Origin of the sequence: Streptomyces sp. NBC_00271 (assembly GCF_036178845.1) — a bacterium.
Lineage (GTDB): Bacteria > Actinomycetota > Actinomycetes > Streptomycetales > Streptomycetaceae > Streptomyces.
In genome coordinates, this window is record NZ_CP108070.1 from 7,062,100 (window position 1) to 7,083,719 (window position 21,620).

18 protein-coding genes and 1 riboswitch are annotated in these 21,620 nt (G+C 71.4%); of the genes, 8 read left to right on the forward strand and 10 right to left on the reverse strand.

Features of this window, described 5'->3' with window-relative positions; translation table 11 throughout:
* The first annotated feature begins 148 nt into the window (after positions 1–148).
* Entirely contained in the window at positions 149–943 is a 795-nt protein-coding gene (locus tag OG798_RS32245) for a class II aldolase/adducin family protein (RefSeq protein ID WP_095853046.1), read from the forward strand.
* Positions 944–981: 38 nt separating this feature from the next.
* On the opposite strand, the gene OG798_RS32250 is transcribed toward OG798_RS32245, so the two are convergent.
* A complete protein-coding gene (locus OG798_RS32250) occupies positions 982–1,899 on the reverse strand; it encodes a DUF4429 domain-containing protein (protein ID WP_095853045.1) in 918 nt (305 codons plus the stop codon).
* Positions 1,900–2,063: 164 nt separating this feature from the next.
* Between OG798_RS32250 and OG798_RS32255 the strand changes: the two genes are divergently transcribed.
* Positions 2,064–3,368 (forward strand): hypothetical protein, encoded by a 1,305-nt coding sequence (locus OG798_RS32255; RefSeq protein ID WP_328758087.1) that lies wholly within the window; start codon positions 2,064–2,066, stop codon positions 3,366–3,368.
* A 237-nt stretch (positions 3,369–3,605) separates the two neighbouring features.
* The gene (locus OG798_RS32260; protein WP_095853043.1) at positions 3,606–4,142 is read left to right on the forward strand and encodes a DoxX family protein; all 537 of its coding nucleotides are present in this window, start codon (positions 3,606–3,608) and stop codon (positions 4,140–4,142) included.
* Positions 4,143–4,264: 122 nt separating this feature from the next.
* Here the strand turns inward: OG798_RS32260 and OG798_RS32265 are convergent, their stop codons facing one another.
* The gene (locus OG798_RS32265) at positions 4,265–4,489 is read right to left on the reverse strand and encodes a hypothetical protein (protein ID WP_095853042.1); all 225 of its coding nucleotides are present in this window, start codon (positions 4,487–4,489) and stop codon (positions 4,265–4,267) included.
* A complete protein-coding gene (locus OG798_RS32270; RefSeq protein ID WP_328758088.1) occupies positions 4,476–5,942 on the reverse strand; it encodes a PspC domain-containing protein in 1,467 nt (488 codons plus the stop codon). The genes OG798_RS32265 and OG798_RS32270 overlap by 14 nt, the downstream gene beginning before the upstream one ends.
* Before the next feature lie 178 nt (positions 5,943–6,120).
* On the opposite strand from OG798_RS32270, the gene OG798_RS32275 reads away from it, so the two are divergent.
* Both OG798_RS32275 and OG798_RS32280 read left to right on the forward strand, forming a co-directional pair.
* A complete protein-coding gene (locus OG798_RS32275) occupies positions 6,121–7,410 on the forward strand; it encodes an ATP-binding protein (RefSeq protein ID WP_225900432.1) in 1,290 nt (429 codons plus the stop codon).
* Between the two features lie 128 nt (positions 7,411–7,538).
* Positions 7,539–8,270: a LuxR C-terminal-related transcriptional regulator gene (locus OG798_RS32280; protein WP_373561103.1), complete on the forward strand. Its 732-nt coding sequence runs from the start codon at positions 7,539–7,541 to the stop codon at positions 8,268–8,270.
* 22 nt (positions 8,271–8,292) lie between these two features.
* Here the strand turns inward: OG798_RS32280 and OG798_RS32285 are convergent, their stop codons facing one another.
* Positions 8,293–8,925, reverse strand: a complete 633-nt coding sequence (locus OG798_RS32285; protein ID WP_328758090.1) for a hypothetical protein — start codon at positions 8,923–8,925, stop codon at positions 8,293–8,295.
* 137 nt (positions 8,926–9,062) lie between these two features.
* Positions 9,063–10,145, reverse strand: a complete 1,083-nt coding sequence (locus tag OG798_RS32290; RefSeq protein ID WP_095853038.1) for a C40 family peptidase — start codon at positions 10,143–10,145, stop codon at positions 9,063–9,065.
* Between the two features lie 411 nt (positions 10,146–10,556).
* Between OG798_RS32290 and OG798_RS32295 the strand changes: the two genes are divergently transcribed.
* On the forward strand, positions 10,557–10,910 hold the full coding sequence (locus OG798_RS32295; RefSeq protein ID WP_060901458.1) for a hypothetical protein: 354 nt from the start codon (positions 10,557–10,559) through the stop codon (positions 10,908–10,910).
* Positions 10,911–11,001: 91 nt separating this feature from the next.
* Here the strand turns inward: OG798_RS32295 and OG798_RS32300 are convergent, their stop codons facing one another.
* Together OG798_RS32300 and OG798_RS32305 are read right to left on the reverse strand one after the other, a co-directional pair.
* The gene (locus OG798_RS32300; protein ID WP_328758091.1) at positions 11,002–11,976 is read right to left on the reverse strand and encodes a tellurite resistance/C4-dicarboxylate transporter family protein; all 975 of its coding nucleotides are present in this window, start codon (positions 11,974–11,976) and stop codon (positions 11,002–11,004) included.
* A 95-nt stretch (positions 11,977–12,071) separates the two neighbouring features.
* Positions 12,072–13,232 carry a C40 family peptidase gene (locus OG798_RS32305; RefSeq protein WP_328758092.1) on the reverse strand — a complete coding sequence of 387 codons (1,161 nt, stop codon included), beginning with the start codon at positions 13,230–13,232 and terminating at the stop codon, positions 12,072–12,074.
* An 8-nt stretch (positions 13,233–13,240) separates the two neighbouring features.
* Positions 13,241–13,412, reverse strand: a riboswitch (cyclic di-AMP (ydaO/yuaA leader).
* A 282-nt stretch (positions 13,413–13,694) separates the two neighbouring features.
* Between OG798_RS32305 and pcrA the strand changes: the two genes are divergently transcribed.
* Positions 13,695–16,238, forward strand: coding sequence for a DNA helicase PcrA (gene pcrA, locus OG798_RS32310; RefSeq protein ID WP_328758093.1), 2,544 nt, complete (start codon positions 13,695–13,697; stop codon positions 16,236–16,238).
* Between the two features lie 121 nt (positions 16,239–16,359).
* Here pcrA and OG798_RS32315 read toward each other — a convergent pair whose 3' ends face one another.
* Together OG798_RS32315 and OG798_RS32320 are read right to left on the reverse strand one after the other, a co-directional pair.
* Positions 16,360–18,027, reverse strand: coding sequence for a M23 family metallopeptidase (locus OG798_RS32315; RefSeq protein WP_413253576.1), 1,668 nt, complete (start codon positions 18,025–18,027; stop codon positions 16,360–16,362).
* Positions 18,028–18,111: 84 nt separating this feature from the next.
* The gene (locus OG798_RS32320) at positions 18,112–18,984 is read right to left on the reverse strand and encodes an esterase/lipase family protein (RefSeq protein WP_095853033.1); all 873 of its coding nucleotides are present in this window, start codon (positions 18,982–18,984) and stop codon (positions 18,112–18,114) included.
* A 455-nt stretch (positions 18,985–19,439) separates the two neighbouring features.
* Between OG798_RS32320 and OG798_RS32325 the strand changes: the two genes are divergently transcribed.
* A complete protein-coding gene (locus tag OG798_RS32325; RefSeq protein WP_067366859.1) occupies positions 19,440–19,856 on the forward strand; it encodes a cobalamin B12-binding domain-containing protein in 417 nt (138 codons plus the stop codon).
* A gap of 101 nt (positions 19,857–19,957) precedes the next feature.
* On the opposite strand, the gene OG798_RS32330 is transcribed toward OG798_RS32325, so the two are convergent.
* Entirely contained in the window at positions 19,958–21,589 is a 1,632-nt protein-coding gene (locus tag OG798_RS32330) for a DUF5691 domain-containing protein (protein ID WP_267062636.1), read from the reverse strand.
* Between the last annotated feature and the right edge of the window lie 31 nt (positions 21,590–21,620).

The following is a 21,620-nucleotide window of genomic DNA, read 5'->3' on the forward strand; positions in this document are numbered from 1 at the left end:
ATCGGCGGGCGCTCGGTCGGCGCCCTCGGGCCGCGGCCCCGGCCCTCTCGTAACGGTTGCGCACTCTCTTCACCGAACGGCTCTGTTCTCCTGCACCGACCAGAGGTAACTTCCGCTCCGTATCGGACACGCCAGTGCTGGAGGACCTATGCAAGGGCCCACGCCGCCCGTGCCCCTGCCCACCGACCAGCTGCAGTTCGCCATGCCGCCGATGTACGACTCGTTGGACGACGAGCGACGCCATCGCAAGGAGCGGTTGGCCGGGGCGCTGCGGATCTTCGGGCGGCTCGGCTTCGAGGACGGGGTCTCCGGTCACATCACCGCGCGCGACCCGGAGTACAGCGACTGCTTCTGGGTGAACCCCTTCGGGATGCCCTTCAAGCACGTCACCGTGAGCGACCTGGTCATGGCCAACCAGGACGGGCAGGTGATCGAGGGCCGCTACCACGTGAACCAGGCGGCGTTCACCGTGCACGCCCAGGTCCACGCCGCCCGCCCCGACGTCGTCGCCGTCGCACACTGCCACTCCGTGCACGGCCGCGCCCTGTCCGCCCTCGGTGACCTGCTCGACCCGATCAGCCAGGAGAGCTGCGCCTTCTACGAGGACCACGCGCTGTACGACTCGTACACCGGTGTCGCCGTGGACACCGAGGAGGGCCGCCGGATCGCCTCCGCGCTCGGCACCCGCAAGGCGCTCGTGCTGCGCAACCACGGGCTGCTGACCGTGGGCGACTCGGTGGACGCGGCGGCCTGGTGGTTCCTTTCGATGGAGCGCTCCAGCCAGGTCCAGCTGACCGCACGGGCCGCGGGCCGCCCGATCCTCATCGACCACAAGCAGGCGGTCGCGACCCGGGAGCAGCTCGGCGGCGACCTGGTGGCGTGGATCAACTACCAGCCGCTGTGGCAGGACATCAGCCGCAGCGAACCGGACCTCCTCAGCTGAATACCGGACCTCCTCAGCTGAATTCCGGTGCGCACCGGCTAGAAACCCCGCAGTACGGCCGCCTTGGTCGCCGCGAACTCCTCGTCCGTGAGCACCCCGTCGCGATGCAGCTCGCCCAGCTCCCGCAGCCGCCGCAGCAGTACGTCGTGATGGTCGGCCTGGGCCGGTACCGATGCCGCTACCGGTGGCGATCCTGGTCCCGACGCGGTGGTGAGTTGCGGCGGCCGGTCGACGTGCTCGCCCGCCCGGAGGGACGGATGCGGCAGCCGGGCGGTCACCGCGGCGGCGACGAGCGCCGTGAGCAGGTCGCGGCGGGCGCTGCCCCACAGGTCGAGGGCGAACGGATCCTTCTCCGGCGGCAGCTTGGAGAACACGGTCTCGCGCGTCACGAACCGCAGAAACCCGTCCTCGTACCCGGAATTGGGCAGCCACTCCACCTGCACCAGGTCCCCGACGGCGATGATCCGCGGCCCCGTCGCCCGCTTGACCCGGTCCGAGGTGTCCGCCCAGTCGATCCGCACCTGCGAGCCGTCGAAGGAGACCGTGCCGTCGCTGGACCGGACGGACACGGGCACGGGCGGACCCGCGAGGAGGAAGGTCTTCGCCGGCTCCTTGGGGATCTGGTCCAGGAGCAGGGCGTGCCGGATCTCCTCGGCGACGTACTCGGCGACCCCGGTACGGTCGATGTCGACCGTCAGCCGGTACGGGTCCGCCGCGTCGGGCAGCCGCCCACCGGTCGCCTGGAGCAGCGGATCGGCACCCTCACGGAGCCTGAGGCGCAGTCTGCCGCGCTTGCGTTCGGGTTCGTAGACGATGCCCGAAACCGCCTCCAGGGGAACGGCGATCTCTCCGTACGTCTGCCGGAACAACGGCACGGAGCGATGGAGTCCCGGCGTGATCCTGACCGTGCTGCCGTCGAAGGCCCAGGTCCCGTCGCGCTGGATGATCTCGGCCATGGGGAAATTCTCGCAGCCGGGTCAACACGGGGTCCGGTGCTTCACTCGCGCTGACCGGACCTGCCCGACGCGAGCACTGTTCCGTGCGACACAATGCCCTGTCATCGCAAGGCAGTTGCAAGCCTTGCGAGGCAGCTCTCGGCGCGGGGAAGGCGGCAGCGGGCGTGGCGGTGCAGGAGGCGAGACACGGCTCGGAGCGCGGTGGCGGGCTCGGTGCGGGACAGGGGGTGGCGCACATGGGCGGCTGCACCTGCGGGGACTGTCCGCACGGGGCGCGCGAGGGGCACCGGCGCGCCGTTGCCGCGTTCCTCGCCAGGCGCGACGAGCTGGCGTCGGGACAGGGACTGCCCGCCGCCGTCGCGCACTCGGCGTCCGCGTCCCGGCAGTGGGTCTCCGACGAACTCACCCAGTCCGCCGACCTGGTCGCCGAGCGCGGACGCGTCGACGGCGAGGCATGGCTGGGACGCCTGTGGCGACACACGGCGTACGCGGTGTGGGGGGCCGTCCTGACCCTGCTCGTCGTCCAGGCCCTCACGGCGATCGGCGCGGGCTGGACGGCGGCGCGCACGGCGGGCCTGCTGGCCGCTCTGGTGGTGGCCGCCGGGCTGACGGGCGCGGGCTATCTGCACCGGGCGCGGGGCGGGGCCCTCGCCCCGGTCGTCGGCGAGGACAACCGCCTGTCCACCTCACGGGCGATGGCCGTCGGCTGGGTCCTGTTCGTCGTCTACGCCGTACTCGTTCTCGTGGGCCAACTGGCGGCGGCCTCCGCCCACGGCAAGCGCGACGACCTGATCGCCGGCCTCGAACTCGCCCGCGGTGCCGGTGTGGTGACCGTCGTCGCCGTCGTCTGCGCGATCGCGGTGCTGGTACGCCGGGTCGTGGGCCTGCGGGTCCTCGGGCAACGCCTGCAGAAGGTACGTGCGGACCGGCCGCGCGCCGCCGACCTCCTCACGGACGACTCCGGCCGGGGCAGCTTCGCCGACATCCAGTACGTCGTCATCGGCGCCGTCGCCCTGGTCTTCGCGGCGGTACGGCTCGCCAGGCGCCCGGAGCAACTGCCCGACCTCCCCTGGGGCCTGGCGCTTCTGGTCCTCGTCTCGGCGGCCACCTACCTCGCCGGGAAGTACGCCGAGGGCGGCCGCCCCGTCATCCTCTCCGTCGTCCGCTCCCGTGAGGCCGGCGACCTCGACGCGCCGATCCGCACCGGCGACGACATCGAGATCCGGGGCGCCGGTTTCGTCCCACCCGGCGCCCAGAGCGCGGACCGTCTGTCCCGCATGGTCGTCCGCATCGGCGCGGTGCACGTCCATGTCCCCCTGGTGCCGGTCCCCGGCGGCTTCAGCAACCCCACGGACGCAGTCCTGACCGTGCCGGTCCCGGTCGACGTGGAACCCGGCCGGGTGGAGGTCCAGGTGGTAACGGCGGCCGGAGTGGAAACGAACCGCTGCCTGATCGAGGTGACGGACTGAACCACCCCGCGGCTGCGTGCGGGGGCCTCACCGGAGTAAGTTCGAGAGCGGGCGGGTGGGCTCACCGGAGTCGTTCGACTGCGGGCCGGTGGGGGCCGTTCGCGCAGTTTTCCGCGCCCTTGGGGGCGCGCCCGCGCCATCGAAAAAAACTGGCCCCGAGCGTTGAGTGGATACCCGCTCTCGTACGTATGGTCTGTTGAGGGGTCAACGGCACGTGGCGAGAGGCGGCGGAGAGCGATGACTCACGGTATGCGGTCGGACACCCAAACCCCCCATCTCGACGGCGGCGGACGAAACTGGCGGGACACCGCCACCCGCTACGCCCTGTTGCCCCTGCGCGTCTTCCTCGGCGTCACCTTCATCTACGCCGGCATCGACAAACTCACCGACAGCGCCTTCCTCTCCGCCTCCGGCTCCGGCTCGGTCGGCGACCTGATGCGCAATGTGCGCGACTCCGCCGCGATCCCGGCCCTCGTCGACCTCGCCCTGAAGAGCCCCGTCGGCTTCGGCTACGCCATCGCCTTCGGTGAACTGGCCGTCGGCATCGGCACTCTCATCGGCCTGCTGGCGCGCCTCGCGGCCCTCGGCGGCGCGCTCATCTCCCTCAGCCTGTGGCTGACGGTGAGCTGGGCCTCCGACCCGTACTACTACGGCAACGACCTGGCCTACCTGATGGCCTGGCTGCCCCTGGTCCTCGCGGGCGCATCGGTCTTCTCCGTCGACGCGGCCTTGCGCGCGAGGCGCGGCCAACGGTCCGGAAACCTCCGCTACTGAGTAACGCCGCAGCGCAGAGCATGCGCACGGCATCGCAGGGTGGACGGCACGGCATCGCAGGCTGGTAGGTGCAGGGAGCAGGAGATCACCCTGCACCTACCAGCGCTCCGTTCACGCCCCCGCTACCCGGACACTCCCGCCCCACGTCGCCGCAACCGTCGCCGACGTATGCCATGGGTCAGGAACGCCACCGCGCCCGCCAGGCAGAGCCCACCCGTGACGACGGGGATGATCGCGAACCACGGTGTGTCCCACCAACCGCCCGCGTCGCCCGCGTAGGTGAGGCCCCCGGCGGTGAGGAAGAGGCCGGCGACCAGCTTTCCCGGCTGGAACTCATGACGTGGCACGGATCACCTCCGCCTGTCCCACGCCGACCTGGAGGTCCAGGTCGAGCGTGCCGCCGTTCTTGCCGCCGGTCGGGGCCGGCAGGGTCACCTGCTTGTGCTTGCCCGGTTCCACGTCCACGTCCTTCTTGCCGTCGCCCGGCAGCTGGATGTCCCCGACGCCCACGTCGATGTTCAGCTTCACGGTCGCGTCCTTGGGGACGATCACCTTCAACTGGCCCGCGCCCACCTGCGCGGTCGTCGTCACCGTCTGGCCCTTGGTGAGGCCGAGATGGGTGAGATCGAGGGTGCCCACACCCGTGCCGAGGTCGAAACGCTTCGGCACCGCGGCAGCGGTCCCGGGAGTCCACTCGACCCGCATCCAGTGGGTGCTGATGTCCTTCGGCATGGCCACGGAGCCGGCCAGCAGCGCCGCCGTGATCACTGCGAGGAAGATCGACCCCGCGCCCGTACGCCCCACGAACGCGCTGAGTGCGATGCCCAGTCCGAACACGACGAGCGCGCAGGACAGACCGGTCTGCAGGCTGGTGGCGAGCGGATGGTCGTCCCACGTCAGGCCCGTGCCGAGGCCGCCCGCGACCAGCGCGAGCAGGAAGACCCAGCCGCCGATCCAGCGCGGGCCGCGCGGCTGCGGCTCACGGGCCGCGCGGAGGTCCCGTATGTCCGGGCGGGGCGTGCCGCGGGCGATGTTGAGCGCCGCCGCGACATCTCGGTCCCGGGCGTCCGGCGGGCCCCACAGATAGCCGGTGCCGCCCACGTGCGAGCCGTCCTTGACGATCGGGTCGCGCCACCAGGAGGGGTAGGAGACGGGGACGGGCGGGGCCTGCGCCTCCGGCGGGGCGTCCGCCACCGCCTGGGCGGCGAGCGGGTCGGGGTCGGGGGCGCCGCGCTGCTGCGACCAGTACCCCGCGCCCGCGAGAAGCAGGGAGAGGACGACGGCGAACGTCAGCACGCTGCCGTTGCTCAACATCGACAGGAACACCCCGCAGCCGACCAGCGCGAAGAGCACGGCCGCCAGCGCGTGGCCGTCGACGCGGCCGGTGAGGAGCTTGCGGACCTCGTTCTCCTCCTCGTCGTCGTAGGGAACGAACAGCCAGACGAAGCCGTAGAAGATGAGACCGATGCCGCCCGTGGCGGAGAGCACGGCGAGCACGATCCGGAAGATCACCGGGTCCATGTCGCACTGCCGCCCCAGCCCGGCGCACACACCGCCCAGCATCTTCTGCCGCCGGTCGCGCCGGAACCTGCGCGGGCCCCCGGGCGCGTGCGGCTCCCCGTGCGCGCGCGTTTCCTCACCTGTCGCGCCCGGCACTCCCGCACCCTCCGCGGCTCCTCCCGCGCCCGTGGCGGTGCCCGCGGAGCGCGGCACGGCGTCCCGCGGCCCGGCGCCCGAGGGTGGGGCGCCCGGGCCGGGGCCGGGATCCGGCTCCGCTGCCGCGTGCTGCTGATCTGTCATGTGTCCATGGTGACGGGCGGGAAGGCCCGGCGGCAGTCGGGACGACCCTGGCCGAACCCTGATATCGGCCCTGACGGGGGCGGAGGGAACCGTTCGAGCACCGGTCTCTCGAAGATCAGGGGAGTATCGGGGGTCGACCCTGATGCTCCTGCCCTCCGCCCGTGTGAACATCGATGGCATGCCGGAAGCCGCAGCAGTGCCCCTCGACGACCCGCGGCCCCCGCGCAAGCTCTACCGCAGCAGCGACGGACGCTGGCTCGGGGGCGTGGCGCGAGGGCTCGCCGGGCATCTCGGGCTGCCCGTGATCTGGGTGCGGCTGGTGTTCGTCGGCCTGTTCATGGCGGACGGTCTCGGGGCGCTCCTCTATGCCGCGTTCTGGTTCTTCGTGCCGCTCGGCGTCGGCGGCGTCGACTCCGGGCGCACCCCGGCCTTCACCACCGAGACCGCCCCCGACGGCCGCCGCAGACTCGTGGCCCGCAAGCCGGACCGGGGCCAGATGGTCGCCCTGCTCCTCATGGTCGTCGTGGCCATGGTCTTCGTCGGCAATGTGAATCTCGGCGGTGGGGCCAGGGCCTATCTCTGGCCGACCGTTCTCGTCGGCGCGGGCGTCGCCCTGGTCTGGCGCCAGGCGGACAACGCGCGGCGGGCCCGCTGGGTCGAGGTCGGCCGTCGTCGTCGTACGCTCACGCTGCTGCGCTCCGCGGCCGGTGTCCTGCTCGTCACCGCGGGCGTCTCCGGAATATTCGTGCTCCAGGGCTCGGCGGCCCACCTCGGGTCGGTCCTGCAGGCGGCACTCGCGGTCCTGGTCGGCACAGCGCTCCTCGCCGGCCCCTATCTCGTGCGCATGACCCAGGACCTCTCCGAGGAGCGCCTGATGCGCATCCGCGCCCAGGAGCGGGCCGAGGTCGCCGCCCACGTCCACGACTCGGTGCTGCACACCCTGACCTTGATCCAGCGCAACGCGGAGAACGCGAACGAGGTGCGACGGCTCGCCCGCGCGCAGGAGCGCGACCTGCGCGCCTGGCTCTACAAACCGGAGGGCACCGGCAAGGACGAGGCCGACGAGCCGACGACCCTGGCCGAGGCGGTCCGTCGCAACGCGGCCGAGGTCGAGGACAAGCACGGCGTCCCCATCGAGGTCGTCGTCGTGGGCGACTGCCCGCTCGACGAGGGCCTGACCGCACAGATGCAGGCCGCGAGGGAAGCGATGGTGAACGCCGCCAAGTACGGTGGCGAGGGCGGTGCCGTACAGGTCTACGCCGAAGTCGAGGGCAGGACGGTCTTCGTGTCCGTCCGCGACCGCGGTCCCGGCTTCGACCTCGACGGGATACCCGCCGACCGCATGGGCGTTAGAGAATCGATCATCGGCCGCATGGAGCGCAACGGCGGCACGGCGCGACTGCGCGCGGTGCCGGACGGCGGCACGGAGGTCGAGCTGGAGATGGAAAGGGCGGAGAAGACGTCATGAGCGACGTGAACGGACCGACCGGGCAGACCCCGGCATCGCACGGGCCGGAGGATGCCGCCGTGGGTACGGCCGGGACGGAGGCCGGGGCCGGGGCCGCGACCGGGTCGGCCACCGAGTCCGTCGCCGATGTGGGCGCGCCCACGGGCTCGACCGCCGTCGGCCCCCAGACGACTGCTGCCGCGACTGCTGCCGAGGGCGGACGCCGTGTGCGGGTCGTGCTCGTCGACGACCACCGCATGTTCCGTACGGGAGTACAGGCCGAGATCGGAGAGACCGAGCGGACCGGCGTCGAGGTGGTCGGCGAGGCCGCGGACGTCGACCAGGCGGTCACGGTCATCACGGCCACCCGGCCCGAGGTCGTCCTGCTCGACGTCCATCTGCCGGGCGGCGGCGGTGTCGAAGTGCTGCGCCGCTGCGCCCCGTTGATGGCCGACGCCCGGCAGCCGGTCCGTTTCCTCGCGCTCTCGGTGTCGGACGCCGCGGAGGACGTCATCGGTGTGATCCGCGGCGGCGCCCGTGGGTACGTCACCAAGACCATCACCGGCACGGACCTGGTGAACTCCGTCTTCCGCGTCCAGGAAGGCGACGCGGTCTTCTCGCCCCGCCTGGCCGGATTCGTCCTGGACGCGTTCGCCTCCACCGACGCCCCGCCCGTCGACGAGGACCTCGACCGTCTCACCCAGCGCGAGCGCGAGGTCCTGCGTCTCATCGCCCGCGGCTACGCCTACAAGGAGATCGCCAAGCAGCTGTTCATCTCGGTGAAGACGGTCGAGTCGCACGTCTCGGCGGTCCTCAGGAAGCTCCAGCTGTCGAACCGTCACGAGCTGACCCGATGGGCCACCGCGCGTCGGCTGGTCTAGCCGATCGCGTCGGGAGGGTTGCCTACCGGTGTTCCGCGTCGGGCGCCGGGCCCAGTATCCGTAGCGCCCAGCGGTAGTGACGGACGGCCTTCACGATGCCGATGAGGCCGGTCAGCCACAGGATCAGGCCGATGCCCATGCCCTGGACGACATCGCTGTACAGGGGGTGGCCGGGCTCGGCCCGCGCGGCCGCCGTGAAGGACGTCCAGGCACCGATCGCGCAGACGCCGAGCGAGGAGAGCAGCCAGAAGAGGCTGAGGCCGGGGGAGCGCAGCCGGGAGTCGGTCGCGGGGTGCCGGTCCAACTCGGACCAGGCGTCGAGCAGTCGGTGTATGTGATGGTCCCGGCGGACGGAGAGGGCGACGGCGACGACGGTCGGGGCGAGCGCGGCCAGGCCCAGCAGGGCGAAGAGCGGGCCCAGGACGAAACCGGTGGGGTCGCGCTGCTCGAGTTGTCGCAGCGGCAGTACCAGCAGCGCCCAGCCGACGATCGCCGCGAGCGCCAGCAGCCAGAGCAGCAGCACCCGGTGCACCCCGAGGCTGCGCCTGCGCAGCTCCTCCAGCGCCCGCCCCCGGTCGGCCAGCAGCGCGGCGCGGTCCGGCCAGGTCCTGATGTGCGCGGGCGGCGGCGGAGGCGGCAGCAGGGAGCCGGGCATCAGAACCTCTCGGACGACGGAGCGACGACGGGGCGACGACAGGACGACGGAGCGATGACGACGGAAACAGAGTCCGCGCCGACGCTACCGTGATCCACTTCTCCGTCCGCACCACACCGCGGTCGCCCCCGCGTCTTTCACGCCACTCGGGTGGCTCCCGCGAACGGCATCTCGTCGACCGGCGCCAGCCGCACGGGCGCCGACGGGTTCGGGGCGTGGATCATCTGGCCGTTTCCCACGTAGATGCCCACATGGCTGATTCCGGAGTAGAAGAACACCAGGTCGCCGGGGCGGAGTTCGGACCGCGAGACCCGGCGTCCGGCGTTGATCTGCGCGTACGTCGTGCGCGGCAGCGAGATGCCCGCGGCGCGGTACGCGGCCTGGGCCAGGCCCGAGCAGTCGAAGGCGTCGGGCCCGGTGGCGCCCCAGACGTAGGGGCTGCCGAGCTTCCCGTAGGCGTACGCGACGGCCTCCGCCGCACGCGAGTTGGGTGCCGCGACGGAGCCGGGCGACGACATCGGGCCGAGGTCGCGCGCGGCGGAGCGCGAGGCGCGCTGCCCGGCGCTTCCCGCGCCTCCGGCCGCTCCCAGGTCCCCGAGCTGCGCGCGCTGCTCGTCGGTGAGCCGTGACAGCAGCTGCCGCGCCGTGTCCAGCTTCCCGGTGATCGTCTTCTTGGCCCGTTTCAGCTCCGCCTGACGCGACTTGAGCGAGGCCAGCTCGACATGCGCGGCCCCGCGCAGCTGCTCGATCTCCCGCAGCTGCTTGCGCACCCGGGCCACGGCCCCCGCCTGCCGACTGCCGGCCCGCTCGGCGAACGCGGCCCCTTCCAGATACCGGTCGGGGTCGTCGGAGAGCGCGAGTTGCAGCGCGGGGTCCAGGCCTCCGCTGCGGTACTGCGCGGCGGCGATCGAACCCAGCGCGTCCCGCGCCGCGTTGAGCCGGTCCTCCTTGCGCGCGGCCTCGTCGCGTAGCGCGTTCAGCCGCTGCTCGGCCTTGTCGGCCTTGTCCTTCGCGCCGTCGTACTTCTGGGTGGCGACCTCCGCCTCCTCGTACAACTTGTCCACCTTGGCCTTCACCTGTGCCGGCGACAGCTGCGGGTCCGCGTGCCCCGTCCCGTCGAAGCCCGTCGCCGTGGCCGCGCCCGCGAGGGCGATGGTCGCGGCTGTGCGGGCCGTGTTTCCACCGAGCGAGCGCTGTCTGGGCTTTCGGTGCGCTGCCACGAGGGCCCACATCCTTCCCGGGGACTTGCCTACGACCGCCGGGGACGAGCGCGGTCAGCGGGGACACGTCCGGCGGCGGCCCACACAGGGGGAGCGAGCCGCCGCCGGACCTTTCTCGGCGGTGGTGTCCGGCTGCCGCCCCTGGCCCGGGCGGCGGTGGGGAGCCGGTCACCTGGTGGAGGACGCTAAACCTGAGAGTGATGTCCCGGTGACGCCAAGTACGGAAGTGGCGCCACTGGATCGCGGGGCGACCGTATGTGACCGTGATCCCGGCCCGGCGAAGTCGACTTCACGCGGTGTGATGACCGATGGGGCGGTTCCGGGACCATCGGTGGTTCCCAGGTGGTACGGGTCTACAGGGGGTGGGCCGGTGACAAGAGGGGTCGGGGCCGCCGATTAGGCTCCGGCTCCATGGACGTACTCATCCATCTCTTCGTCGGCCTGCACATCATCGGCATCGCCTCGCTCCTCGGCGGTTTCCTCACCCAGATGAAGGCGATGGGCCAGGGCACCGCCCGGTTCGTCCCCGCCATGCTGCACGGCGCGCTGACCATGCTGGTCACGGGCGTCGCCCTCGTCGGCCTCAACCAGGCCGACGACCACTCGGTCAACACCATCAAGATCGGCGTGAAGCTCGCCCTGCTGATCGTGATCCTCGGACTCGTCTATGTGAAGCGGGACGACGAGAAGGTGGACAAGGGCCTGTTCGGGCTCGTAGGGCTGCTCACGACCGCGAACATCTTCATCGCGGTGCTCTGGACCTGACGGCCCCCCGAAGGCCCCCACGGACGGCTACGACGCTTCCGGACAGCGCTACAGATGCCCGACCGCTACGGTTCCTGCGGACGCCCGACCATTACGGCTCCTGTGGGTGTCTGACCGCTACGGCCACCACCGCCAGCCACGCCGCGACCGAGATCCACAGCAGTACTTGCCCGAGCGCCTTGAGCCAGCCGACGCCGATGGCGGCCGCGACCGACAGCGCCGCCACCGCCGTCATCCCCAGCGGGAACACGGTCGCCCAGCGCAGCACGTCGTAGCGCGGTCGGGGCCACAGGGCCTCCGCCACGGCCAGCACGCAGTACGAACCGAGGACGAGCACGAGCAGCGCCTCGGTCACCCAGCGGAGCACGCCGTTGTCGTCGTTGTTCCACAGGTAGATGTTCGCCTGGTACGCGAGGATCAGCTTCGACCCCGCCAGCGCCGAGATGGCGAGCGCGCCGCCCGCGACCCACTGGTCCCCGGCCCCCGTGGCGACCTCGCGGTAGTCGAAGTAGAACAGTGCCGCCGCGTAGAGCACGAGCCCCAGCCAGAACAGCACGAGCGCGGTGTGCGCGAGCCAGTCCGTGTGCGTCGCGGGGGCGAGCGTCGCGCCCAGCACCGCGAGCCCCTGCGTGGCCACACAGCCGAGGAACACCGCTCCGGGCATACGGGGCCGCCATCGCCGTACGACCAGGAAGAGCAACCCCGGCCAGAGCGCCGCCGCCAGGGCGAGCAGGGCCTCGGCCGGTACCTCCCACCCCAGTGTGACCAGCCGCGTGCCGAGCACGGCGGTCGCCGCGACCGCGGTGAGCGCGCTCGGTGTACCGGCCTCCGTCAGCCACCGCTCCCGCTCCCGCAGCAGCCGTACGACGAAGGCCGCGGCGAGCCCGAGCCAGCCGAGGGCCGCCAGGGCCAGCACGATCCGGGACAGGATCTCGTAGCCGGTCTGCTCCAGCCCGATCGAGATGATGCCGGTGGCCAGGATCGCGGCTCCGGCGCCCGGCGGATTCTGCGCCCACCAGCTGCGCAGGCCGGTCCACCGGGTGCCGGGCGGGGAGATGGCTGACATGGGCCCGATGCTAAGGACCTTCGAGCGGGTTGGCGGCGGGCCACGCGCGCGTGGAGCTCGATGAGCCCCACGCGCGCGTGCCGGGCACCGAGGCGTTAGGCCGGACGCACCACGCTGTGGATGATCGACTCGCCGCCGTAGAAGATCGACTCCTCGCGGACGTACGCGCCCGGCTTGGGGGCGTGGATCATCATGCCGTTGCCGACGTACAGGCCGACGTGGCTGATGTCGTCGTAGAAGAAGACGAGGTCACCGGGCTTGATGTCGGCGAGCGGGACCGTCGTGCCCACGTTGACCTGGTCCCAGGTGGTACGCGGGAGATCGACGCCGGCGGCCTTCCAGGCGGCCTGGGTGAGGCCGGAGCAGTCGTAGGAGCCGGGCCCGGTCGCGCCCCAGACGTACGGCTTGCCGACCTGGGTGCGGGCGAAGGCGAGGGCCTTGTCGGCGTTGGCGGTGTACGAGGAGTCGGTGGTCGAACTCCCCGAGGTGCCCGAGGTGCCGGTGGTCGTCTGCTGCTGGGCGGCCGCCTCCTGGGCCTTCTTCTCCGCCGCGGCCTGCTGCTGGGCCAGCTCCGCCGCCTTGCGGTCGGCCGCTTCCTGCTTCTTCTTCTCGATCGCCGCGAGCCGCGCCTTCTCCTCGGCGGTCAGTTTCGAGAGCAGGTCGCGCGCCGCGGCGAGCTTGCGCTGCACGTCGGCCTTGGACGTCTTCAGCGCGCTCTGCGTCGTGGTGAGCGTCTGCAGGCTCTGGGAGGCCTCCGCGCGCTTCTTGGTGGTGGCGGCCTGCTCGGTGATGTAGTCGTCGACGGCCACCTTCTGGCGGCTGGTCAGCCGGTCCATCAGCTGGGTCTGGTCGAAGTAGTCCTGCGGATTGTCGGCCAGCAGGAGGGTCGCGGTGTCGGGCGCGGAGGCGCCGGTGCGGTACTGCGCCGCGGCGAACGACCCCAGCTCCTCGCGCGCGGTGTTGAGCTTCTCGGTGCGCCGGGCCACGTCGTCGAGGAGGGAGTCGACGCGCTTGCGCTGCTGCGCGGTCTTCTCCCTGGTCGCGTTGTACTTCTCGGTCGCCGCCTCGGCCTGGTGGTAGAGGTCGTCGACCTTCTTCTCGACCTCTTCGATGCTCGGCTTGGGATCGGCCGAGGGCGCGGCGTTCGCCGTCTGGGAGAGCAGGGCCACGGAGGTGAGGGCCGCCGTGGCGAGGGCGGGGGTCCGTATACCCGCTATGCGCGTACCTGTAGGACTCCACTTGCGATGCGACGCCAAGAGAGGCGACTCCTTCCGTCTTCCGCCTACCGAGTTAGCTGTCGGGTTCGGGCGGGTGATTCCGGAAGGTTTGCCCTACGGTCCTTGTCCCAGTGGACAGTTGGACCGATTCACCCCAAGGTCGGTTGGGTCCCCGGCTCCGGCTGCCGTACGGCGCACCGGACTCGGCGGAGGCCGCACGGCCCGGCGGTGTTCGCCGGTTGGGTCGAGCGGCCTGCCCGGCACGCTAGCCAACTCATAAGTGTTCTGTGAAGTTTGATGTGCGATATGCCCGATACATTTTCGTGACCTTGACCTCGGGGGTCATTGGCCGTGGCTGACCGTGATGAAGCGATCCTGAACGGTGACGGCGTCCGCGGTGGAAGGAGCGACGGAAAAAGATCATGCGCGGTCGCGGAAAAACCGGTCGGGTTTCCAGGGTGGCCGCGGGTTGTCAGTGGGGCCGCCTAGACTCGGAGAGCGATGAGCAGCCTCTTTGATGACAGCTTTCTGGCGGACCTCCAGCCTTCCGGGGCCCACGAGGAAGAGCCCCCGCCGCCCGAGGACGGGGCGCCGGAGCCGCTTCCGGACGACCTGTTCGGCGGCCGCTTCGACGTGCCCGCGAGCCGGGACGCCTACTACCGCGACGGCGCGCCCCGCCCCGCCGTGGACCCGGCGGCCCTGCTGGACGGGCTGAACGAGAACCAGCGCGCGGCCGTGGTGCACTCCGGCTCCCCGCTGCTCATCGTGGCCGGCGCGGGCTCCGGCAAGACCCGGGTGCTCACGCACCGCATCGCTCATCTGCTGGGCGAGCGCCATGTCCACCCCGGCCAGATCCTCGCGATCACCTTCACGAACAAGGCTGCGGGCGAGATGAAGGAGCGCGTCGAGCAGCTCGTCGGCCCGCGCGCGAACGCGATGTGGGTGATGACCTTCCACAGCGCGTGTGTGCGGATCCTGCGCCGCGAGAGCAAGAAGCTCGGCTTCACCTCCTCGTTCTCGATCTACGACGCCGCCGACAGCAAGCGTCTGATGGCGCTCGTCTGCCGTGATCTGGATCTCGATCCCAAGCGCTTCCCGCCCAAGTCCTTCAGCGCCAAGATCTCGAACCTGAAGAACGAGCTGATCGACGAGGAGGACTTCGCCGTCCAGGCCGCCGACGGCTTCGAGAAGACCCTCGCCCAGGCCTACGCGATGTACCAGTCGCGGCTGCGCGAGGCCAACGCGCTCGACTTCGACGACCTGATCATGACCACGGTCAACCTGCTGCGTGCCTTCCCGGACGTCGCCGAGCACTACCGGCGCCGCTTCCGCCACGTCCTGGTCGACGAGTACCAGGACACGAACCACGCGCAGTACGCCCTGGTCAGGGAGCTCGTCGGCCCGGCCGCCGGTGACCGGCCCGAGGAAGCGCCGCCCACCGAGGGCGAGCTCGGGCCCGCCGAGCTGTGCGTCGTGGGCGACGCCGACCAGTCGATCTACGCCTTCCGCGGGGCGACCATCCGCAACATCCTCCAGTTCGAGGAGGACTACCCGGACGCGACGACGATCCTGCTGGAGCAGAACTACCGCTCCACCCAGACGATCCTGACCGCCGCGAACGCAGTCATCGAGCGCAACGAGTCCCGCCGCCCCAAGAACCTGTGGACCAACGCGGGCGCCGGTTCGAACATCACCGGCTATGTCGCCGACACCGAGCACGACGAGGCCCAGTTCGTCGCCGACGAGATAGACCGTCTCACCGACGCGGGCGAGGCCAGGGCGGGTGACGTCGCCGTCTTCTACCGGACGAACGCACAGTCCCGCGTCTTCGAAGAGATCTTCATCCGCGTCGGCCTGCCCTACAAGGTCGTCGGCGGCGTCCGCTTCTACGAGCGCAAGGAGGTCCGTGACGTCCTCGCGTACCTCAGGGTCCTGGCCAACCCCGAGGACTCGGTTCCGCTGCGCCGCATTCTGAACGTTCCCAAGCGCGGCATCGGCGAGCGCGCCGAGGCCATGATCGACGCGCTCTCGCAGCGCGAGAAGATCAGCTTCCCGCAGGCGCTGCGCCGCGTCGACGAGGCGTACGGGATGGCGGCGCGGTCGACGAACGCCGTGAAGCGGTTCAACACGCTCATGGAGGACCTCCGTACGATCGTCGAGTCCGGCGCGGGTCCGGCGACCGTCCTGGAGGCGGTCCTCGAGCGCACCGGCTATCTCGCCGAGCTGCAGGCCTCGACCGACCCGCAGGACGAGACCCGGATCGAGAACCTTCAGGAGCTCGCCGCCGTGGCCCTGGAGTTCGAGCAGGAGACCGGCGAGGGCGAAGGCACGGGTGCGGGCACGGCTGCGGGTGCGGCGGCTGCTGGTGCTGGTGCTGGTGCGGCGTCCGGTGGGCTCTCCGCGTTCCTGGAGCGTGTCGCGCTCGTCGCCGACTCCGACCAGATCCCGGACGAGGAGGACGGCAACGGCGTCATCACGCTGATGACCCTCCACACCGCCAAGGGCCTGGAGTTCCCGGTCGTCTTCCTCACCGGCATGGAGGACGGCGTCTTCCCGCACATGCGCGCGCTGGGACAGGTCAAGGAGCTGGAGGAGGAGCGGCGCCTCGCGTACGTCGGCATCACGCGCGCGCGGGAGCGGTTGTACCTCACCCGTTCGTCCATGCGCAGCGCCTGGGGCCAGCCCTCGTACAACCCGCCGTCCCGCTTCCTGGAGGAGATCCCGGAGACGCACCTGGAGTGGAAGCGCACCGGCGCGACCGCTCCCGTGCCCTCGGGGCCCGTCTCCGGTGTGGCCGCCTCGCTGTCGTCCTCGCGTTCGCGGTCCGCGGCGTCCGGTGCCTCCGGCTTCGCGACGCGCCGCGGGGTCTCCGAGAAGCCGGTGGTCTCGCTCGCGGTGGGTGACCGGGTCACTCACGACCAGTTCGGCCTGGGCACCGTGGTCGGTGTGAAGGGGACGGGTGCGAACGCGGAGGCGACGGTCGACTTCGGCGAGGCGAAGCCGAAGCGGTTGCTGCTGCGGTACGCGCCGGTGGAGAAGCTGTAGTTCCACGGGGCGGCAGCTCGGAGCCCGGCGACGGCATTCGGTCACGTCGTCGGGTGAGCGGCCGCTGGGTTACGTCGGGCCCGAGGCTCCGTGGGTTACGTCGGGCCCCAGGCCCGGTGGGTTACGTCGGGTCCAGGCCGTGGCTGCGCAGCCACGGCAGCGGGTCGATCGCCGAGCCGCCCGCGGGGCGGACCTCGAAGTGCAGATGCGGACCGGTCGAGTTGCCGGAGTTCCCGGAGAACGCGATCTGGTCCCCGGCCTTCACGACCGTCCCCGACGGCACCTTGTAGCTGGAGAGGTGGCAGTACCAGGTTTCCGTGCCGTCCATCGCGGTGACGATCGCCATGTTCCCGTACGCGCTGTTCCACTGCGTCCGTACGGTGCCGTCGGTCGCGGCCATCACCGGCGTGCCGTACGACACCGGGAAGTCGATGCCCGTGTGCACGGACATCCAGTTGATGCCGGCCTGGCCGAAGTAGGCGCTGAGGCCCTTCTGCGTGACCGGGAGCACGAACTTCGGCCGCAGCCGCTCCTTGCGAGCCGCTTCCGCCGCCGCCTTCTGCTTCTCGGCGGCCTGCTGAGCCTTGAGGTCGATACGTTCCTGCGTCCGGCTGGCCCGGTCGGCGAAGTCGTCCGCGCCCGCGGCGAGGCTCTGGAGCTGGGTGTCCAGTTTGTTGTTGGCGGCCGACGGCTTCACCGCGGTCCCGTCGGACGCGCTGAGGGTCGTGTTGTCCTTGCTGTCGTTCCCGCCGATGGTGCCCACGGAGGCGGCGGCGATCCCCGCGACCCCCATCACACAGGCCGAGGGCACCGCGACGGTCAGCAAGGCAGAACGCTTCGCCGGGCTGCGCCGCCGGGAACGGGACGCGGACCGGTTCGCGGCACGGGGGGCCGGAATGACCTCTTCCATGTCCTCCAGCAGCGGCGCGTCCTGCGCGTCACCGGCGTCCTCGAACTCGTCCTCCGCGGCGCCGGATTCCTCGTACGACACCTGCTCGAAGGTCGCGGTCGCCTGCTGGTCGAAGGGCGGGTCGTCCACGTCGGACTCGGACACCGGCTGATGCTCGTAGGCCTCGGCGGCGAGCTGCTGCTCATACGACTCGGCCTGCTGGTGCTGCTCGTAGCCGTCGTACGGGTCGTGTTCGCCCGCGGTGTTCCACTGCGTGGCGTCGTACGCACCCGTCTCCTGGGTGTGCGCGGTCCACTGCTGGGTCTGGCCGGTCTGTTCGGCCTGGAGCCAGGCGGCCGCGTCCCACTGGCCGGTGCCTTCGGGGCCCGGGTGCTGCGCGGGGATGTCGGCGAGCTGCTGGTATCCGCTCGCCCAGGCGGTCGTGTCGTAGGCACCCGTGTCGTACACGGCCTGGTGCTGTGCGGCGTACGGGTCGTAGTGCGGCGTCTGATGGCTGTCGGTGCCCCACTGCGTGGCGTCGTACGAACCCGTGCCGCCGCCGCCCGACATGTCGCCGAAGAGAGGGTCGGCCGCGAAGGTCGAGGTCTCGAAACCCGTGGTCTCGAAGCTTCCGGTCGCGTAGGTACCGGTGGTGGCGTAGCCGTCGTACGAGGTGAAGTCGCCGTACTGGGCTTCCTGGCCACCGTACGACGCATAGGGCGCCGCGGCGGCATCGGAGGCCGGGGCCGGGGGCGTTGCGGTCCCCGACGGGTGACGGTCGTTCACCAACTTCTCTTTCGCCTCGACAACAGGGGCTGGCAGAGCAGTGCGGTGACTGTACCCGGCGGTACGCGGGCGCGACAATCTTCCGCAGGTTTCCTCCACTCGGGAAACGGGCATTCGGCCGTGTTTCGGGGGAGGGCGGGCACGGCTTTGGCCTGGCGTTCGATTGCCGTTCGATGTTGAGGGTGTTCTGTGGAGGCGTTACGCCACTGTCAGACCCCCGGTTTCGGCGGCGGACGCGGCGGCGGGGCGGGCCTGTGTCTCCTCGAAGTCGAGTGCCTGTCGTATCCCGGCGGCGACCGCGGGGTGGACCGGCAGGGCGAGATGTCCGATTCCGCTCACTTGGACGCTCTGTGCGAGCAGGTCCGGGTGGTCGATGGAGGCGGTCTCCAGCGGGTCCATCAGATGGTCGAGGTCGCTCCAGAAGCTCACGAACTGCGTACGGCAGTCGGGCGCGGGCTTGCGCAGCTCCTCGATCACTTCGGAACCCGGACGCATCTGACGGACGATCGGGTGCGCGTTCATCAGTGGAATGACCTTCGTGCCCGCGTGTGGCGTGCCGAGCGTGACCAGGGTGCGGACGCGCAGGTCTCCGCCGAGGCGCTGAACGTAGTAGCGGGCTATCAGTCCGCCGAGGCTGTGCCCCACTATGTCCACCTGATCGCGCCCGGTGCGCTCGCAGATGTCCTCTATGTGCCGCCCGAGCAGCTCCGCGGCGGCGCGGATGTCGTTCGTCAGCGGCGAGTAGTTGAGCGACTCGATGTGCTGCCTGCCGTGCTGGGCGAGGTTGCGGCGCAACAGCACGAAGACCGAACGGTTGTCGATGAAGCCGTGCAGCAGCACGACCGGCGGCTTGGTCCCGGTGGGCAGCCGGGGCGCGTCGGGCGGGGGGAGCGCGGGGGTGCCGCGGCGCTCCTGGGTGATGCCGGACGGATAGAGGAGGAGGTGCCCGGCGAGGATGGCGATCTCCAGGGCCGTCGCCTTCAACAGGGCCACCGAGAGCCCGGTCAGTCGGCTGGGCAGCAGGCGCTGACGGAGAGGGAGAAAGGGCAACTCAGCCCCGGTGACCTTCATGGCCGACCTCCAGTCGGCACGCAGCGGGACCGCTCTGTCCCCCGTGTGCCCTCGTGGAAAGCCGCGGTGGTGGTGCCGGTGGCGATGGCGTGGGCGGTTGCCGACGGTGCGTCCGTGGCGTGTGGTGCGCCGGTGACGCGACGGGATTCCCTGCCGTCGTGCTCCCGCCGGTGCGCCGCACCGCCGTCGCGCCTCCGTGATGCGACGGCGGTGCTGCCACCTGCTGGCGGCTCTCCTTGCGCAGGCTCCGGCCACGGCCCGCGCGTCGCAGATCCCTGCGGCGCGTGTGCCGCAGTAACGCGGAGCGGTGCGCGGCGAATGTGTCCCACCGTGTGATTTCCCCCTCGGTCTTCAGCGGGAAACTGCGGTTTGCACGGATCTGACGATAACGTTCGTTCACTTCCCCTGCCGGTGCGGTGCGGGGCGGTCGATGAAGTCCGTTCATGGAGGCAGTGATGGGTGTGGCAGCCGGTCCGATCCGCGTGGTGGTGGCCAAGCCGGGGCTCGACGGCCACGATCGCGGGGCCAAGGTGATCGCGCGGGCGCTGCGCGACGCCGGTATGGAGGTCATCTACACCGGGCTCCACCAGACCCCGGAGCAGATCGTCGACACCGCGATCCAGGAGGACGCCGACGCGATCGGCCTCTCGATCCTCTCCGGCGCCCACAACACACTGTTCGCCGCGGTCATCGATCTCCTCAAGGAGCGCGACGCGGAGGACATCAAGGTCTTCGGCGGCGGGATCATCCCCGAGGCGGACATCGCGCCGCTCAAGGAGAAGGGCGTCGCCGAGATCTTCACGCCGGGCGCGACGACCGCGTCGATCGTGGAGTGGGTACGGGCGAACGTGCGCCAGCCGGCCGGCGCGTAGCACCTCTCCGGCGGGGGTGCGGTCCCCGTCGCTCGTGGAGCGGCCGCGGGTGGGTGGGGGCTGGTCGCCCAGTTCCCCGCGCCCCTCAAGGGGCGTTCCTGTCAGCGTGGTTCCGCACCATCCAGCTCCGAGGACATCACCGCGCGCAGACGCAGGGTGGTGACGAGGCGCTGGAAGGCCTCCGCCCAGTAGCCACCGGCACCGGGCGCCGCGTTCTCCGGCTCGTCGGCGACCGCCGTGAGTCCCTCCAGCCGCCCCGCCTCCGTCGGATCCAGGCACCGCTCGGCCAGCCCCATCACCCCACTGAAACTCCATGGATAACTCCCCGCGTCCCGCGCGATATTGAGCGCGTCGACCACCGCACGTCCCAGGGGCCCCGCCCACGGCACCGCGCAGACCCCGAGCAGCTGGAACGCCTCGGACAAACCGTGCGTGGCGATGAACCCCGCCACCCACTCGGCCCGCTCGGCGGAGCCCAACGTGGCGAGCAGTTTCGACCGCTCCGCCAGCGACACCGCCCCCGGCCCGCCGGCCTCCGGAGCCGACGGCGCGCCGAGGAGAGCCCGGGACCAGCCCGGGTCCCGCTGCCGTACCGCCGCCCGGCACCACGCGGCATGCAGCTCGCTCTGCCAGTCGTCCGCCACCGGAAGCGCCACGATCTCCTCCGGCGTACGTCCGCCGAGCCGTCGCGACCACGTCCCGAGCGGCGCTGCTTCGACCAACTGGCCCAGCCACCACGACCGTTCCCCTCGTCCCGCCGGAGCTTTCGGTACAACACCGTCGCGCTCCATGCTCGCGTCGCACTCGTGCGGCGCCTCGACGACGATCGAGGGTGTGCCCCGCGTCCGGTCGACGGCCACGCATGAGCCGGCCCGCGCCGCCATCCGCGCGGCGAGCGCCGAACCGGGCAGCGCGGACAGCAGCTCCGCCGCCGTGGCCCGGACGTTGCGGCTCCGGTCGGCGAGCGCCCGCTCCAGGAACGGTTCGTCCGCCGCGCACAGCCCGGAGCGCAAGGAGTCGAGGAACATCAGCCGGTCCTCGGCCCGCTCGGTCGCCCAGGTGGTGGCGAGCAGCTCGCGCGCGGCCCCGGGGTCCTGGGCCCGTATCGATGTGAGCAGCGCGACCCGCTCGGCGAAGAGACCCTCCTGCCAGAGCTGTCGCGCGCGCTCGGGGTCATCCGGGCCGGGCAGTGCGGTGCCGCCGCCGGGCAGCGACCGCAGGGCGAAGCGCCAGTCCGGGTTCAGCCGGGCGAGCCACAGGGCGCGCGGCCCGGCGAAGGCCAGGGCCGCAGGCCGCAGGTCCGTACGGCCGCGGGCGGCGTCGAGGAGCGCGGGCAGCGTTTCCGGGGGCGGTGCGAAACCCCGCGCGTTCGCCAGCGCGAGCCACTGCGGCAGCAGCTCCATGAGATCGGGCGCCGTGCCCCGGCGGCCGCCGCCTCCCGTGCCGGGCCGGTCCGCCAGCAGCGTCGTGAGTCGGTGGGCCGCGGCGGGCGGGAGGACCGGTCGTGGGTCGGGCGCGGCGGGCTCGGGACGGGCGGCCGCCCGTGCGGCCCGCACCCCGGCCCGCCGCCGCAGGGTTTCCACGGCGGCCGCGTCCAGCAGGGCTACCGGCGCCTCGCGCCCGGCGGCCCGGACCGGAGGCGGGCGCCGCTCGGTCCCGAGCAGGGCCATCGTGACGAGCTCCTCCCAGGAACCTCCGACGGGCGCGCCCGCGGAGGCGGAGGTCGTGTTCATGAGCGTCCTTTCCGTGGGGAGGCGGTGCTGA